The 15,174-nt window shown below is 31.1% G+C and carries 15 protein-coding genes and 1 tRNA gene; 8 read left to right on the plus strand and 8 right to left on the minus strand.

Features of this window, described 5'->3' with window-relative positions; genetic code table 11:
• Positions 1 to 87: 87 nt before the first annotated feature.
• On the minus strand, positions 88 to 2,211 hold the full coding sequence (locus J2X17_RS02895) for a Tex family protein (RefSeq protein WP_310294504.1): 2,124 nt from the start codon (positions 2,209 to 2,211) through the stop codon (positions 88 to 90).
• A 118-nt stretch (positions 2,212 to 2,329) separates the two neighbouring features.
• Here J2X17_RS02895 and J2X17_RS02900 point away from each other — a divergent pair, with 118 nt between their 5' ends.
• A complete protein-coding gene (locus J2X17_RS02900; RefSeq protein WP_310294505.1) occupies positions 2,330 to 2,599 on the plus strand; it encodes a DUF1294 domain-containing protein in 270 nt (89 codons plus the stop codon).
• Here the strand turns inward: J2X17_RS02900 and J2X17_RS02905 are convergent.
• The 3 genes from J2X17_RS02905 to J2X17_RS02915 form a co-directional block, all read right to left on the minus strand.
• The gene (locus J2X17_RS02905) at positions 2,582 to 3,724 is read right to left on the minus strand and encodes an ATP-binding protein (protein ID WP_310294507.1); all 1,143 of its coding nucleotides are present in this window, start codon (positions 3,722 to 3,724) and stop codon (positions 2,582 to 2,584) included. The two genes, J2X17_RS02900 and J2X17_RS02905, sit on opposite strands and share 18 nt — an antisense overlap.
• A 218-nt stretch (positions 3,725 to 3,942) precedes the next feature.
• Positions 3,943 to 4,374 (minus strand): RpiB/LacA/LacB family sugar-phosphate isomerase, encoded by a 432-nt coding sequence (locus J2X17_RS02910; RefSeq protein WP_310294509.1) that lies wholly within the window; start codon positions 4,372 to 4,374, stop codon positions 3,943 to 3,945.
• A gap of 882 nt (positions 4,375 to 5,256) precedes the next feature.
• Positions 5,257 to 5,490, minus strand: coding sequence for a putative signal transducing protein (locus J2X17_RS02915; RefSeq protein ID WP_310294512.1), 234 nt, complete (start codon positions 5,488 to 5,490; stop codon positions 5,257 to 5,259).
• Between the two features lie 106 nt (positions 5,491 to 5,596).
• On the opposite strand from J2X17_RS02915, the gene rnr reads away from it, so the two are divergent.
• Genes rnr through J2X17_RS02930 form a run of 3 tightly spaced genes read left to right on the plus strand, consistent with a single transcriptional unit; the run spans position 5,597 to position 9,162 of the window.
• A complete protein-coding gene (rnr, locus tag J2X17_RS02920; protein ID WP_310294513.1) occupies positions 5,597 to 7,777 on the plus strand; it encodes a ribonuclease R in 2,181 nt (726 codons plus the stop codon).
• A 24-nt stretch (positions 7,778 to 7,801) separates the two neighbouring features.
• Entirely contained in the window at positions 7,802 to 8,470 is a 669-nt protein-coding gene (locus J2X17_RS02925) for a head GIN domain-containing protein (RefSeq protein WP_310294515.1), read from the plus strand.
• Between the two features lie 14 nt (positions 8,471 to 8,484).
• Positions 8,485 to 9,162, plus strand: a complete 678-nt coding sequence (locus tag J2X17_RS02930; protein ID WP_310294516.1) for a LysE family translocator — start codon at positions 8,485 to 8,487, stop codon at positions 9,160 to 9,162.
• A gap of 509 nt (positions 9,163 to 9,671) precedes the next feature.
• Here J2X17_RS02930 and J2X17_RS02935 read toward each other — a convergent pair.
• The 4 genes from J2X17_RS02935 to J2X17_RS02950 all read right to left on the minus strand — a co-directional run bounded on the left by J2X17_RS02935 (position 9,672) and on the right by J2X17_RS02950 (position 10,713).
• A tRNA-Cys gene (locus J2X17_RS02935) sits at positions 9,672 to 9,742 on the minus strand.
• A gap of 94 nt (positions 9,743 to 9,836) precedes the next feature.
• Positions 9,837 to 10,196, minus strand: a complete 360-nt coding sequence (gene folB, locus J2X17_RS02940; protein ID WP_310294518.1) for a dihydroneopterin aldolase — start codon at positions 10,194 to 10,196, stop codon at positions 9,837 to 9,839.
• Between the two features lie 2 nt (positions 10,197 to 10,198).
• On the minus strand, positions 10,199 to 10,507 hold the full coding sequence (locus tag J2X17_RS02945) for a hypothetical protein (protein ID WP_310294520.1): 309 nt from the start codon (positions 10,505 to 10,507) through the stop codon (positions 10,199 to 10,201).
• Positions 10,498 to 10,713, minus strand: coding sequence for a hypothetical protein (locus tag J2X17_RS02950; RefSeq protein WP_310294522.1), 216 nt, complete (start codon positions 10,711 to 10,713; stop codon positions 10,498 to 10,500). Before J2X17_RS02950 ends, J2X17_RS02945 begins: the two co-directional genes overlap by 10 nt.
• Before the next feature lie 140 nt (positions 10,714 to 10,853).
• On the opposite strand from J2X17_RS02950, the gene J2X17_RS02955 reads away from it, so the two are divergent.
• From J2X17_RS02955 to J2X17_RS02970, 4 genes are all read left to right on the plus strand, one after another.
• Positions 10,854 to 12,971: a glutamine--tRNA ligase/YqeY domain fusion protein gene (locus J2X17_RS02955; RefSeq protein WP_310294524.1), complete on the plus strand. Its 2,118-nt coding sequence runs from the start codon at positions 10,854 to 10,856 to the stop codon at positions 12,969 to 12,971.
• A gap of 881 nt (positions 12,972 to 13,852) precedes the next feature.
• Positions 13,853 to 14,332 (plus strand): hypothetical protein, encoded by a 480-nt coding sequence (locus J2X17_RS02960; RefSeq protein WP_310294526.1) that lies wholly within the window; start codon positions 13,853 to 13,855, stop codon positions 14,330 to 14,332.
• Positions 14,333 to 14,422: 90 nt separating this feature from the next.
• A complete protein-coding gene (locus tag J2X17_RS02965; RefSeq protein WP_310294528.1) occupies positions 14,423 to 14,749 on the plus strand; it encodes a YtxH domain-containing protein in 327 nt (108 codons plus the stop codon).
• A 73-nt stretch (positions 14,750 to 14,822) separates the two neighbouring features.
• Complete coding sequence (locus tag J2X17_RS02970; protein WP_310294531.1) at positions 14,823 to 15,173, plus strand: competence protein; 351 nt, start codon at positions 14,823 to 14,825, stop codon at positions 15,171 to 15,173.
• The last annotated feature ends 1 nt before the right edge of the window (position 15,174 follow it).

Here is a 15,174-nt window from a genome sequence, read left to right on the forward strand (position 1 = left end):
TTAAAATCCCAAATTACAATTGTAGTTTGGGATTTTTTTTGTTAGAAATTATCTATGTGTAATTTGGAATTTTATTTTTTTAGAATTTTACAAAACCATCGTCAACTGAATTCTCTTTCTGTCTTCGTCAACCTCAGTAACTTTTACATCAACATGCTGGTGTAATTTTACCACTTCGTTTACATCACTTACAAATCCGGCTTTCAATTGTGAAATGTGAACCAATCCACTTTCTTTGATTCCGATATCAACAAAACAGCCAAAATTGGTGATGTTATTTACAATTCCAGGTAAAATCATACCCGTTTTTAGATCTTTAATCGATTTTACATTTGCATCAAATTCGAAAACTTTAGCCGATTTCCTCGGGTCTAATCCTGGTTTTTCAAGCTCTTTAATGATGTCTTTTAACGTAAGTAAACCAATTTCAGGCGTAATATAGTTTTCGGCTTTAATAAGCGCTGTTTTCTCTTTGTTTGCAATCAAGTCGTTTACCGAAATTTTCAAATCTTTTGCCATTTTCTCCACAACCGGATAGGCTTCAGGATGTACTGCCGAATTATCCAATGGATTTTTAGCATTTGAAATTCTGATAAAAGCGGCACCTTGCTGATACGCTTTATCGCCCAAACGAGGCACTTTTTTCAGTTGTTTTCTGTCTTCAAAAGGACCGTTTTCTGAACGATATTGTACAATGTTTTCTGCCAGCTTCTCCCCGATTCCACTCACGTAACTTAGTAAATGTTTACTTGCCGTGTTGATATTGATTCCGACCGAGTTCACGCAGCGAATTACCGTGTTATCTAATTCTTCTTTTAATTTCGTCTGATCAACATCGTGTTGATATTGGCCTACGCCGATTGCTTTCGGGTCGATTTTAACCAATTCAGCCAAAGGATCTGAAAGTCTTCTTCCGATAGAAACCGAACCACGCACTGTAACATCATAATTAGGAAATTCTTCTCTCGCAATTTTTGATGCAGAATAAACCGAAGCTCCAGCCTCAGAAACAATAAAAACCTGCAAAGGTTTGTCGAAAGCGATTTTTTTGATGAAAAATTCTGTTTCTCTCGAAGCCGTTCCATTTCCAATAGAAATCGCATCAATTTGATAGGCATTTACCATCGAACGGATTTTTTTAATCGCCATTCCTTCCTCATTTTGAGGCGCGTGCGGATAAATCGTCTCGTTGTATAATAAATCGCCTTTTTCGTCCAGGCAAACTACTTTACAACCACTTCTGAATCCCGGGTCGATCGCTAAAATTCGTTTTTCTCCCAAAGGCGGAGCCAATAATAACTGTCCTAAATTGTTGGCAAAAACCTGAATAGAATTGGCATCAGCTTTTGCTTTTGCTTCCTGCAACGTTTCATTTCCAATCGCAGGATTCAGCAAACGTTTGTAACTGTCCTCAATCGCTAATTGCAAATGTGCCGTAGTGCTGTTTTGTTTTTTGATGATGATTTCGTCAATAATATCATACGCTTCATCTAAATCAACATCAACTTTCATCTTCACAAATCCTTCATTTTCTGCACGAAGCATTGCCAATAAACGGTGTGAAGGTGCTTTTGTCAAAGGCTCTTCCCAATCAAAATACTGACTGAATTTTTGTGCTCCTTCTTCTTCCGCTTTCTTTTTAACCACTTTGGTTCCAATAGTTGCTTTTCGCTGAAATAATCTTCGCAATTGCTTACGAACATAAATGTTTTCATTAATCCATTCCGCAACAATATCTCTTGCGCCTTGCATTGCGGCTTCTTCGTTAATTACATTCTCATTGATATATTGTGTCGAAACAAAATCGACATCAACATTACTTTCTGACATGATAATTTTTGCCAATGGCTCTAAACCAAATTCACGTGCAACATCGGCTTTTGTTTTTTTCTTCTTTTTAAAAGGCAGATAAAAATCTTCAATTTCCTGCAAGTCAAAACTTTGTTCTATTTTTTGCTTCAATTCCGGCGTAAGCGATTTTTGTTCTTCGATAGATTTTAGAACCGCTTCTTTACGTTTTACAATCGTTTCATATTCTTTTTGAAGTTTTGCAATTTGCTCAATCTGAACTTCATCCAGATTTCCGGTTGTATCTTTTCGGTAACGGGAAATAAACGGAATCGTACAATCTTCTTCTAATAATTGAACCGTTTTTTGAATGTTGATCGCTGCTGTTTGAACAGACTTGGCAATGAATTGTATGTTAGTCATTTTATTAATGAGATAATGTGTCAATTTGAAAATTAGGTAATTATATCCCTCTTTTGCACTTATTTAAACGGATTAATTATATCGCTAAAATAATATCTTTGTTTCTAATTTTAAGCCAATGGAAATTTTATTATTGTATTTTTTAGTTATAAGTATATTCGTTTTTATTCTTGCTGGCTATGATAAATATTTAGCCAGAAAAAATAAACGAAGAATTCCTGAAAACACGTTATTTTTCCTCGAAGCTTTTGGCGGAACAATTGGTTTATTACTCGCCATGTTGCTATTTAGACATAAAACGAGTAAAACCTCTTTTATTGTGAAGTTTTCTGGGATTTTTTTGATTCAGATTATGTTAATTTACCTAATACTAACTGATAAAATCTAAATAATTAACTTTATTAATAACATTAAAATCAGCTTCTGGATATGCTTTTGCAAAAGCAGTTGGAATTTTTGCTTTTTTCTTTTCATTCCATTTAAATTCAAATCCTTCAAGCTTATCTCCTTTTTCTTCTAACCAATCCAATTCTTGCTGATCGTATGTTCTCCAGAAATAATTATTAGTTTTTATTTTATTATAATGCTGTTTCTTAATTCGCTCACAGGCTAAATAATTCTCCCATAAATCTCCAATGTCATTTCTTAAATCTAAAGTATTGAAATTGTTAATAATGGCATTTCGAACACCATTATCATAAAAATACCATCGGCTTGATTTCACGATTTCTTTACGCAAATTTCGGCTAAAACCTTCAATTTTAAAAAGAATAAATACTTTAGAAAGTAGATCTAAATAATTTGAAACGGTATTTTTTGACAATTGCAATTGATTGGCCAATTCTTGTATAGAAACTTCTTTACCAACTTGATAAGCAATTAAACGAAGTAAATCGTAAATTTTATCAGCATGTTTGATTCCTTCAAAAATCAAGATATCTTTTAATAAATACGAATTAATAATTTCAAAAAGGTATTCTTTTTTATCCTCCCAATTATCATATTGAATTAGTTCTGGGTATCCTCCAAAAAGTAATCGTTCTTCTAAGTTTTCAAGCGTTTGTTTATGATTTTCATTTTCAGAAAATTCGATTTGCGCTAACGGAAACAAATAAATAGTGTTTTTTCTTCCTACTAAGGGTTCGCCTAGCTTATTACTCAAATCAAACATTGAAGATCCAGTAGCAATAACTCGAATTCCTTCGATTGTGTCTACAATTAATTTAAGAATTAAACCAATTTCAGGAACATTTTGAGCTTCATCAATTACCAGTAAATCAATACCTGAGAGTAATCTTTTATAGTTATTAACAGAACGTTCTTTTAATAAATTGATATCATTTATATCCTCTCCATTAAGTTGCAAATAACTTTCAGAGGAAACTTCGTTTAAGTAACTTTTTATTAATTCTGTTTTACCAACACGACGTGACCCAAGTAAAATTAAAACCTTATTTGGTACCAATTTCTTTCTAAACTCAGCTATTACAGCTCTTTTTAAATATTTTTTCATTCTAATTGGCTTAAAATTAGAATACAAATATACAGAAAAAACGTTAATTCAGTCAGTATGTTGACTAAATTTACATTAATTCAGTCATCGTGTTGACTAAATTTACATTAATTCAGTCACCCGAAAATATATTAAATCAAAAAACCGGACAAATTTAAAAATCCGCCCGGTGTGTTTATATTTTTTAGGTGCGCAGCACCCGATTTTTTTTTTACTTCTTATGAACAAGCGATTTTATTCACTCTGTTTTGGTGTCTTCCACCTTCAAATGCAGTTGTTAAAAAGGTTTCTACCATTTCTACCGCTTGCGGAATAGAGGTAAAACGCGCCGGAATACTTATAATATTAGCATCATTATGCAAACGAACTAAAGCTGCAATTTCTTTAGTCCAGCATAAACCAGCTCTCACTTTTGGGTGTTTGTTAACTGTCATTGCAATTCCGTTTCCGCTTCCACAGATTACGATTCCAAAATCAGCTTTTCCTTCAGATACATCATTCGCAACCGGATGACCAAAATCCGGATAATCAACAGAATCTTCAGAATCTGTTCCGTAATTCGTTACTTCATATCCTTTTGCTTTAAGCATCGCAACAATTGCTTTTTTATAATCTGGTCCTGCGTGGTCGTTTCCTATCGAAATTTTCATTGTAAAATACTATTAAGTTGTGTCCTGCAAATTTACTTAAAGAATTTTGTAGCGATGCATGAATTAAGAAAAAGTTAGCCACGAATTGCACTAATCTCCACGAATTGTATCTTTTCGAATAATTGCATTTTGAATTCGTGAAAATTAGTGCAATTCGTGGCCAAAACTTTGTGCACTTTTGCCACAGATTACGAGATTTAAAAGATTCAAACTTTATTAACTTCTCGTAAAAACTTTGTGTTCTTTGTGGTTATATAATCCTTATTTTTAAGTCACTTTGTATCAAAAACTTAGCGTTATTAACAATTTTAATATCTCTATAATAAGCTGAGGATCAATTAGAAATAAACAGTGTTTTTGTTAAAATTTTAGAATGTTAATACCAAAATGTAATTCATTGATATTCAGTTAACTTTAAATTAACATTATTTGTTAATAAGTTCAGAAAGAAAATTAGAAGTTTTTTTTGGTTGTGTTAAAAAAAAACCTAATCCAAAACCGGAATGAAATAACCTAATAAAGTTTGATGAATTTTTAGAAAAGTTATCAATATCAAAAATGCTATTTTTAACAAATATCAACATATGAACTTATCTACAAAATGAATCTATTTTTAGTTGTCAACCGTTGTTAATTAAAATACAAAAAGTCTTAAAAATTAATCTTTTAACTAAATATAAGTATGTTGATAACTCTATATAAATAAGCAAAACTTCATTTCAATGCATTTAAAAATAAAATTATTGCACATATTAACAAGCTATAATAACAACCATAAATTAATTTAAATTAAATTTTTCTTTTTGTTGTATTTAATATATGTTGACAACTTTGAAAGTTTAAAAAGGAAAAAAATTTTGAGATTGAAAAAAATAGAACGGTTTACACGATTTTGAGTGGACTATTTAGATTGTCCAGAATTTGTTGAACTTCTTCGAAATCGTTTGGATGTACTTTGAGTTTGATTCCACCCAGCGCTGCAGAATACATTGGAACGACAGAAAGTGTCATTTCGTTTTCAAAAAAATAAGGAATCTCCTCCTGGTCTAATAAGTGTTTCAGAACAACTGTTTCGTGCGTATAATTGAATACCGCAATGGTTTTAAAGCTTTCCATATTAGGTCTTTTTGTAAAGATACGAAGTTATATTTTTAATAATTTATTTGTTAAAATCTATAATCTGATATCTTATTTGTAATTTTAACTTTTTAAGAAAAGATATATGAGTAAGAAAATTAGAAAGCCGATAAAAAATGAGAAAGATTTCTCAAGCAAAATAGTAAAAATTTTATCACAAAGCCCTAATAAAGCATTTAATTACAAACAGATAGGAGCAAAACTTGAACTTGACGATACAAAAAGCAGAAACCAGATTATAAAAGATTTAAAAATTCTGGCTGCTTCAAAGAAAATTATAGAAACAGAACCTGGTAAATATTTAGTAAAAGCCGAAAGTCAGGATTACTACGAAGGAACGATTGATATGACCAGCAGAAAAACGGCCTATTTTATTTGTCCTGATTTTACTGAAGATGTTTTTATTCCGACAAATAATTTGAATCGCGCTTTAGATAAAGACAAGGTCAAAGTTTACGTTTATAACAGAAGAAAAGGAAAAAGACCTGAAGGAGAAGTAATTGAAGTTTTAGAAAGAAATAAAACAGAGTTTGTTGGAGTAATTGATATTCAGGCAAATTTTGCTTTTGTATCTACCGCAAATCCTAAAATGTATACCGATATTTTTATTCCGAAAGATAAAATAGGAGAAGCAGAAAATGGAGATGTTGTATTAGTTACGATCGAAGATTGGCCTAAAAGAGCTGATAGTCCGTTTGGATCTGTTACAAAAGTTTTAGGAAAACCTGGAGAACACAATACTGAGATTCATGCTATTTTGGCTGAATACGGTTTACCGGCAGATTTTCCGGTAGAAGTAGAGGTTTATGCACAAAAAATAGATACTTCCATTCAGGAAGCTGAAATTGCTAAACGTCGTGATATGCGTGATACGCTTACGTTTACGATAGATCCAAAAGATGCAAAAGATTTTGATGATGCCTTGTCTTTCAAAAAGTTAGAGAATGGAAATTACGAAATTGGAATTCATATTGCCGATGTTTCATATTATCTGGAGGAAGGAACAATTTTAGATGATGAAGCTTATCAGCGTGCCACTTCTGTTTATTTAGTAGATAGAGTAGTGCCAATGCTTCCGGAAGTTTTATCTAATTTTGCGTGTTCATTGCGTCCGAATGAAGAGAAATATACATTCTCTGCTGTTTTTGAGGTTTCTCCAACATCACAGGTTATTAACCAATGGTTTGGAAGAACAGTAATTTATTCAGATCAGCGATTTGCTTATGAAGAAGCGCAATATATCATTGAAACAAAAGACAATACGATTCCGGTTGATATTTCAATTACTGGAGAATCTTATGTAGTTTCAGATGAAATTGTCGAAGCTACTTTAAAATTAGATGAATTAGCTAAGATTCTAAGAAAGAAAAGAATGGCTAATGGCGCTATTTCTTTTGATAAAGTAGAAGTTAAATTCAACTTAGATGCTGAAGGTGAACCAGAAGGCGTTTACTTTAAAGTTTCAAAAGATGCCAATCACCTGATTGAAGAATTCATGCTTTTGGCTAATAGAAAAGTAGCGGAATACATTGGTAAACAAAAGAAAACTTTTGTTTACAGAATTCACGACGAACCAAATGAAGACAAATTAATTGCAATGGCAACAGTAATTGCTAAATTTGGATACAAAATAGATTTCAGAAACAAAGGCGATATTTCAAAATCATTAAACGCTTTAATGGAAGAAGTTAATGGTAAAAAAGAGCAGAATTTAATTGATACTCTTGCTATTAGAAGTATGAGTAAAGCCAAATATTCGACAGAAAATATTGGTCATTATGGTTTAGCTTTTGATTATTACAGCCATTTCACTTCGCCAATTCGTCGTTATCCTGACGTTATGGTACATAGATTACTGCAATATTATTTAGATGGAGGCAAATCTGTAGATGAAGAAGTTTATGAAACGAAATGTTTACATTGTTCCAATATGGAAAGTTTAGCCACAAATGCTGAACGTGACAGTATCAAGTACATGCAGGTTAAATACATGCAGGATCACCAGGACGAAGAGTTTTTGGGTGTTATTTCCGGTGTTACCGAATGGGGAATTTATGTTGAAATTGTTTCAAATAAATGCGAGGGAATGGTGAGAATCAGAGAGATAAAAGATGATTATTATACTTTTGATGAAAAACAATATGCTTTGGTCGGCGCGACTTCAAACAGCATATTGCAATTAGGAGACGAAATTTATGTTAAAGTAAAAAATGCCGATTTAGTTAAAAAACAACTGGATTTTCATTTTTTAAGAAGGGCAGAATAGTTGTTTAATTAAAAAATTAGAAATATGAAAAAGTTATTAATTGGAGTTGCATTGTTATTAGTACAGATGTCATTTGCGCAGATTACTAAAGAGTTAGGTGATTTTGATTCGGTTAAGGTTTTTGATAAACTGCATGTAAAATTAGTTCCGTCTTCAGACAATAAAATTGTTATAAAAGGAGCTCGTGAATCAGAAGTAGAGGTTATCAACAAAAAAGGTACTTTGAAAATAAGAATGAATGTATCTAAATTATTATCGGGAGATGATTTAGATGTTACTTTGTATTACAAACATATTGAACTTATAGATGTGAATGAAGGCGCTCTGGTTAGCAGCACAGAACCTATAAAATCGACAGTTTTTAAAGTAAGCGCTCAGGAAGGTGCTAAAATTAATGTAAATCTGGATGTTGATAAACTAAATGTAAGTTCAGTGTCAGGTGGCGAAATCACGTTAGCTGGTAAGGCTGCGAATCAGGATGCCGATTTAGGCGCTGGAGGATATCTTTTAGCAAGTAAATTAGTTACCTCTCAAACGAAAGTAAGCGTTTCTGCCGGAGGAAAAGCTGATGTTAATGCAACGACCCTTGTTGATGCAAAAGTTAGCGCAGGAGGCTCTATTTACATTTATGGTAAACCGAGACAAATTAATCAAAAAACTGTCCTTGGAGGTAAAATTGAGGAAGTAAAATAACAAAGTGAATTTGAATGATAAATGATATTTTAGCTGGACTGCCATGGGGACTTTTCTTAAGTTTTATGGTAGGTCCAGTATTTTTTATACTATTAGAAACCAGTATTACAAAAGGATTCAGAGCTGCTTTTGTTTTTGATTTGGGAGTAGTTCTGGGGGATATTTTTTTTATAGCAATTGCGTATTTAGGAAGTTACAGATTAATTCAGAGCTTAAAAGATAAACCGTCACTTTTTATTTTTGGCGGAATTATTATGCTTGCTTATGGTTTAATTTCTTTCGTGAAATTAAAAAAAGAAGAAAAAATAAATGACGAAGAAATAGATCGTGATATTATCAAAAGAAACTACGCCAGTTTATTCGGAAAGGGTTTTTTACTGAATGTAATTAACATTGGAGTATTAGGATTTTGGCTTGCCGTAATTATTTCTGTCGGACCAAAATTAGAAATGCAAAACTCAAGAATGATTACTTTTTTTGCATCAGTTATTATTACCTATTTGTTGGTTGATTGTATTAAAATTCTATTAGCCAAACAATTAAAATCTAAAATGACACCAACAAACATCTTAAAAATAAAAAAGATAATTAGCATTGTTTTGATGGTTTTTGGAGTTGCATTAATCATTCAGGGTTGGTTTCCAAAAGAAAAAGAAATGGTTAGAAATGCTTTTGAGAAGATTGAGAAGTAGTTGTTAATAACTAGAAAATATAATTTTAAGCCTTTGAATTTCAGAGGCTTTTTTATGTTTATAAGTTACATTAAACTTCTAGTTTGTCATTCCGAGGAACGAGGAATCCCCGCAAGTAACTCTACAATCAAAATCGTCAATCTTTGTCGAGCTTCTCGCGGGGATTCCTCGTTCCTCGGAATGACAAACTGCATGTTATAAAAATAAAAAGAGATGTATTTATGTAGATTTTTTAGAAGCATCATCAGGATTCGAACATAAACTTTATCTAATATTTTCTAAAAATTAACCATAAAAAAAACCTTCAAATTGCTTTGGAGGTTTTTAAAGGCATCGTCCGGATTCGAATATAAACTTTATCTAATATTTTCTAAAAATTAACCATAAAAAAAACCTTCAAATTGCTTTGGAGCTTTTTAAAGGCATCGTCCGGATTCGAACATAAACTTATCTAATATTTTCTAAAAATTAACCATAAAAAAAACCTTCAAATTGCTTTGAAGGTTTTGAGGCATCGTCCGGATTCGAACCGGAGTAGGAGCTTTTGCAGAGCCCAGCCTAGCCGCTCGGCCACGACGCCGTAGTTGAACGGACGGCAAAAGTAACTAAAATCTTTAAAATTCAAAAGTTTAAAGTAAAGTATTTTAAAAAATTAGTTTTTAAGCTTGAAAAAATTACTTTCTAATTTCCGTCATTTTTATAGTAACTGATTCAACATCACCACCAATAGGCGGATTTATTTTAGAAACCCAAACAGTTGTTTTTTCTATAGTTTCAATTTCTGCCAAAACACGAATGTTGATTCTTTTTGCCACATGTTCTAATAAATGCGAACGAATTGCCATTTCTTCGGTAACAATTTTGTTCAAATGTACATAATCAACCGTGTCAAGAAGATGATCTGATTGTGCTGATTTCTGTAAATTAGTTTTAATTTTTAGATCAACAGTATAATCTGATCCAATTTTTCCTTCTTCAATTAAACATCCATGGTAGGAAAAAGTACGGATGTTTTTAAGTTTTATAACTCCCATTTTTATAGTTTTATTCTTGTAGTGTTTGGATCTTGGTAATTTGATGTTACAGCATAAACAAAAACTTTTTTTTCGTTTTCGTCGACTGTAAAATGGATAGTGTAGGGAAACTTCTTTAGTGGTAAAGTGCGGACAGCATTATATTTTTCTTCAAAAAAAGGAATATTTTCTAATGTTTTGTGATAACTTTTAAATTCTAAATAGAATATTTTTCCTAATCCTTTGCTTTTAGATTCATAATAAGTTGCTGCCTCGTCAATTTCAAGTTTTGCCCGTGAAAGAATTTGAATTTTAAAATTATTTACAGCCATTTCTTATCCATTTCTTTTTCAAAATCTTCCCAGCTAATGAAATCTTCTGGTTTAGCATTTTTCATACGCTCTAAAACCATTTCCTGTTGCCATAGCGGAATTTCATTCGCTGAGTTTTCATCAATTGAAACATCAGGAACATGCTTGAAAAAACTAATAAAAGTTTCGTAAAAATCGTCTGGAATTGTAACAGTTAATTGTCTCATAACTTTCAATATTTATACAAAAATACTAATAAAAATTAAGTTCTAAGTTTCAGATTTACTTAGAAGTTTCCAAAGAAAACCATAAACTGTAAACCATAAACTATAAACTTTTTTATCTTTGCTAAAATTACTATAAAATAATGGCATCAGAAGAGAAATCACTCAATTTTATTGAACAAATCATAGAGGAAGATTTAAAATCAGGTCTTTCACAAACTAAACTTCATTTTCGTTTTCCACCAGAACCAAACGGTTATTTGCATATTGGACACGCGAGTTCTATTGCTTTAAATTTTGGTTTAGGTATTGATTATCAGTCACCTGTAAATTTACGTTTTGACGATACTAACCCAGAAAAAGAAGAACAGGAATTTGTTGACGCTATTAAAAAAGATGTAGAATGGCTAGGGTATACCTGGGCAGAAGAACGTTATGCTTCTGATTATTTTCAACAATTATACGATTGGGCCGTTTTATTAATTAAGAAAGATAAAGCCTATGTTGATAGTCAATCTTCTGAGGATATGGCGACTCAAAAAGGAACTCCATCGACAGTTGGTACTGATAGTCCATACAGAAATCGTTCTGTAGAAGAAAATTTGGATTTATTTGAAAGAATGAAAAACGGCGAATTTGAGGCTGGAACTCATATTCTTCGTGCCAAAATAGACATGAAATCTACCAATATGCTGATGCGTGATCCTATAATGTACAGGATTTTGCACAGACATCATCATAGAACAGGAGACGATTGGAAAATCTATCCAATGTACGATTGGGCACATGGACAAAGTGATTATTTAGAAGAAATCTCACACTCCTTTTGTACACTTGAATTCTTGCCTCACCGTGAATTATACGATTGGTTTTTAGACCAAATTATTGATGAAAATCAGATTCGTCCAAAGCAAAGAGAATTTGCAAGACGTAACTTATCACATACTGTTGTTAGTAAAAGAAAATTACAGCAACTAGTTAAAGAAAAGCATGTTAACGGTTGGGATGATCCCAGAATGTCAACAATTTCGGGCTTAAGAAGACGTGGTTATACGGCTGCTTCTTTGCGTAATTTTGCGAATACAATTGGTATTGCAAAACGTGATAATTTGATCAATGTATCAGTTTTAGAATTCTGTATTCGTGAAGATTTGAATAAAATTGCACCTCGTGTAATGGCCGTTTTAGATCCTGTAAAACTGGTAATTACAAATTATCCTGCAGGAAAAGAGGAGTGGTTGGAAGCAGAGAATAATCAGGAAGATGAGAATGCTGGTTTCAGAAAAGTTCCTTTTTCACGTGAACTATACATTGAAAGAGAAGACTTTTTAGAAGATGCTCCAGCGAAGTTTTTCCGTTTGACTTTAGGAAAAGAAGTACGCCTTAAAAATGCGTATATCATTAAAGGAGAAAGTGTTGTAAAAGATGCAGTAGGAAATATTACAGAAATTCATGTTACTTATGATACCGATTCTTTAAGCGGAAGCGGGACAGAAGCAAGTCAAAGAAAAGTATCCGGAACATTACATTGGGTTTCTATTCAGCATGCTGTTGAAGCAGAAGTTCGTATGTACGATCGTTTGTTTACAGATGAAGCGCCGGACAGTTATAAAGAGAAAAATTTCTTAGATTTTGTGAATCCAAATTCCTTGGAAATCATCAAAGGATTTGTTGAACCAAGTTTGGCAACAGCTCAAAATGAAGATAAATTTCAGTTTCAACGTTTGGGTTATTTTACTGTTGATAAGGATTCAACTCCTTCAAAATTAGTCTTTAACAAAACTGTTGGATTGAAAGATGCCTGGGAAGAAAAAGGTAAAAAAGAAGAAAACAGCATCAATAATTCTTTAAAAGATATTAATAAATATTTTAAAGTTGAAACTAAACCAGAACGTATTGCGATTGAAAGTGCGATAGGAGAGAGTATTAAAAATGTTTCTACTTTTTCATTGTTGCAAAATTCGTTAAAGAAAAACATCAACAATAATAAAGCTTCGTTATTGTTTGCTCAGTTTATTTTAAAATATTCTCATTTGAAATCTACTGATTTTGAAGAAGAGGATATCAAAAAATTATATACAATGTCATTAAGAAGTGAATCAACTTATGTTCGATCAAAAGCACTTTTAAATTTAAGAGATTTAGAAAATGAAAGTTTCAAAACTCAGTTTGAAGATGAAATTTTAAAATTATATTCAAATCCTCCAAAAAATGCTTCAGAGAGAGAAATTGAAATTCTTTCTGAAATGGTAAAGAAATAACATCATTAAAATCTATTGAAAAGCGCTTTTTATAAGCGCTTTTTTTATTATTTATATTTTCTATTAAAAATTAAGAGTTGATAAAAATTTTATATTAAAAGTGACCCGTATAAATTGATTTTAAACGGTTTTTTTACTTCTTCCGATACAGAATTCATCTTTTAAAAAACAATTAAAACAAGCGTCTTATTTTAGTTTTAGGTCTCGTTTTAGTCTTCCTTAGAGTTTATTAACAACAGAATGTTTATAAAGTTGCTATTTTAAAGCTTCTCTTAAAAAAGCTAATAATTTTGTAAAATTTAAAAAGCAAATTTAATTATATCAATTTTAACGATCATTAATTTAAATTTGCAAGATTATATTTATTATATATAAAAACTATTAAATTTAAAATTTTAATAGATATTTTAAACTAAAAGTGACCTTCATAATTTAATTTTAAGACCTTTTTTTACTTCTTCCATCTCGTAACTCATCTTTTGAATAATTGTTGATTTTTAAGCTTTATTTAAGTTTTAGACATCATTTTTGTGAGTTTAACGGGTTATTAACATACAATTGTTTATAAAGCCGCTATTTTTATCCAAAGGTCAAATCTGAAATTTTTTAATTTTAAAAATGACACTTTAGGAATCAAATCTGAGTTTATCTGAAAATTTAAAAATAACGTTTTTTGTTTTTAGATTTTATTCTAAGTCTGCATTTCGAAAATTGGTTTTATGGTCAATTCTAATTGTGTTTGTGTTTTGATAATACTTCAGTAAAAGTATTTTTCGATTCATTTCATAATTTTCAAATTTCATGAAATTGGTTTTGTGATTTATAAAATTTTGATTTTCATTTTGATCAAAGAAATTTTTTAATCCTTAAATTTAATTATCATGAAAAATGTATTTTTTATTCTGGCTATTTTATTTGCAAACATTGCAATTTCTCAAACACATCAAATTTCAAAACACAATGGGGAAGAATTGGATGTCAATTTTATCAAACATGAAAATGATTTAATTCATTATTCTTTTAACGGAAGCTCGGAAGAACATAAAATTAGTAAATATGCTGTTTCTCAAATTACAAATAAACAAACAAATCAAACTCAGAAAATTTCTGGTAAAGTTATAATCGATTCAAAATCAGATTTTAAATTAGTTACTGTTTTACCTCAGGAAAAGACAATAGGTTTAAAACAAGCTGCGAATTTTACAGGAGTCTCGACAAAGACAAAAGGAGAACCGCCAATTGCTAATATAAATCAGACTGTTATGAGAATTAAGACACAATCAGCAGTAAATGGTTATCCTTTTGTTAGTATAGTTGAAAAAGATAACGGAAAATATGAAGCGATTGCTTATACGTATTAAATTTAGTATTAAATTTGAGTATGTATCATTTAATCAATACATTATATTTTAAAAATGAGTATCTTTATTAATTATTAAAATTTTAATATTATGTCAAAGAATTTAAATACTATTGCTGCGATCCTGGCAGGGGCTGCAGCTGGAGCAGCGATTGGAATTTTATTTGCTCCGGATAAAGGATCTAAAACCCGCGCTAAATTGAAGGAAGGTTTAGATGATGTAAAGCATAATTTGAAAGATTCAATTGATGCTAGTTCAGAAGTTTTTCGTGGAAAATTTGCAGATGCAACACAAAATCTTGATGGAACTTTTGATGAATTATTATCGAAAGTCAGTCATAAAACGGAAGAAGTTATTACATTTTTAGAAACTAAATTGGCTGATTTGAAAGCGCAAAACGCTAAGCTTCAGAAATAATAATCCAGAAAGCACAGAACTTGCTTATTTTTATGAGTATTTTCTGTGCTTTTTTTTAAAATCAAATTACAATATGGCTTTTGAAGAATTAAGAGAAAATACCGAAAATATTCAGGACCAGGCTAAAGTTTATCTTGACAGTCACTTGGCGTATTATAAACTTTGGGGATTTAAAGTTGCCATGAAATCGACCACTTTAATTTTTAAGTTTACTTTGATCTTATTATGTTTTAGTATGGTTTTGCTTTTTGGATCTTTTGCTGCAGCTTATGCTTTTGGAGCATTATTCGAAAGTACAGCACTTGGATTTTTAGCAGTAGGAGGAATCTACCTTTTGTTTACCATTTTACTTTTCCTTATCAAAGACAAATTTGTTGAAGGTCCTATTTTAGAGAAATTTTCAGAAATCTTTTTTAATGATTAAG

This window comes from Flavobacterium aquidurense, assembly GCF_031458035.1.
Classification (GTDB): Bacteria; Bacteroidota; Bacteroidia; order Flavobacteriales; family Flavobacteriaceae; genus Flavobacterium; species Flavobacterium aquidurense_C.

Coding starts and splice junctions, on each gene's coding strand:
- J2X17_RS02910 (WP_310294509.1), bottom strand. CDS start 4,374: ATGAAAATTTCGATAGGAAACGACCACGCAGGACCAGATTATAAAAAA.
- J2X17_RS02905 (WP_310294507.1), bottom strand. CDS start 3,724: ATGAAAAAATATTTAAAAAGAGCTGTAATAGCTGAGTTTAGAAAGAAA.
- J2X17_RS02965 (WP_310294528.1), top strand. CDS start 14,423: ATGTCAAAGAATTTAAATACTATTGCTGCGATCCTGGCAGGGGCTGCA.
- folB (WP_310294518.1), bottom strand. CDS start 10,196: ATGGGAGTTATAAAACTTAAAAACATCCGTACTTTTTCCTACCATGGA.
- J2X17_RS02950 (WP_310294522.1), bottom strand. CDS start 10,713: ATGAGACAATTAACTGTTACAATTCCAGACGATTTTTACGAAACTTTT.
- rnr (WP_310294513.1), top strand. CDS start 5,597: ATGAGTAAGAAAATTAGAAAGCCGATAAAAAATGAGAAAGATTTCTCA.
- J2X17_RS02925 (WP_310294515.1), top strand. CDS start 7,802: ATGAAAAAGTTATTAATTGGAGTTGCATTGTTATTAGTACAGATGTCA.
- J2X17_RS02970 (WP_310294531.1), top strand. CDS start 14,823: ATGGCTTTTGAAGAATTAAGAGAAAATACCGAAAATATTCAGGACCAG.
- J2X17_RS02915 (WP_310294512.1), bottom strand. CDS start 5,490: ATGGAAAGCTTTAAAACCATTGCGGTATTCAATTATACGCACGAAACA.
- J2X17_RS02930 (WP_310294516.1), top strand. CDS start 8,485: ATGATAAATGATATTTTAGCTGGACTGCCATGGGGACTTTTCTTAAGT.
- J2X17_RS02955 (WP_310294524.1), top strand. CDS start 10,854: ATGGCATCAGAAGAGAAATCACTCAATTTTATTGAACAAATCATAGAG.
- J2X17_RS02960 (WP_310294526.1), top strand. CDS start 13,853: ATGAAAAATGTATTTTTTATTCTGGCTATTTTATTTGCAAACATTGCA.
- J2X17_RS02900 (WP_310294505.1), top strand. CDS start 2,330: ATGGAAATTTTATTATTGTATTTTTTAGTTATAAGTATATTCGTTTTT.
- J2X17_RS02895 (WP_310294504.1), bottom strand. CDS start 2,211: ATGACTAACATACAATTCATTGCCAAGTCTGTTCAAACAGCAGCGATC.
- J2X17_RS02945 (WP_310294520.1), bottom strand. CDS start 10,507: ATGGCTGTAAATAATTTTAAAATTCAAATTCTTTCACGGGCAAAACTT.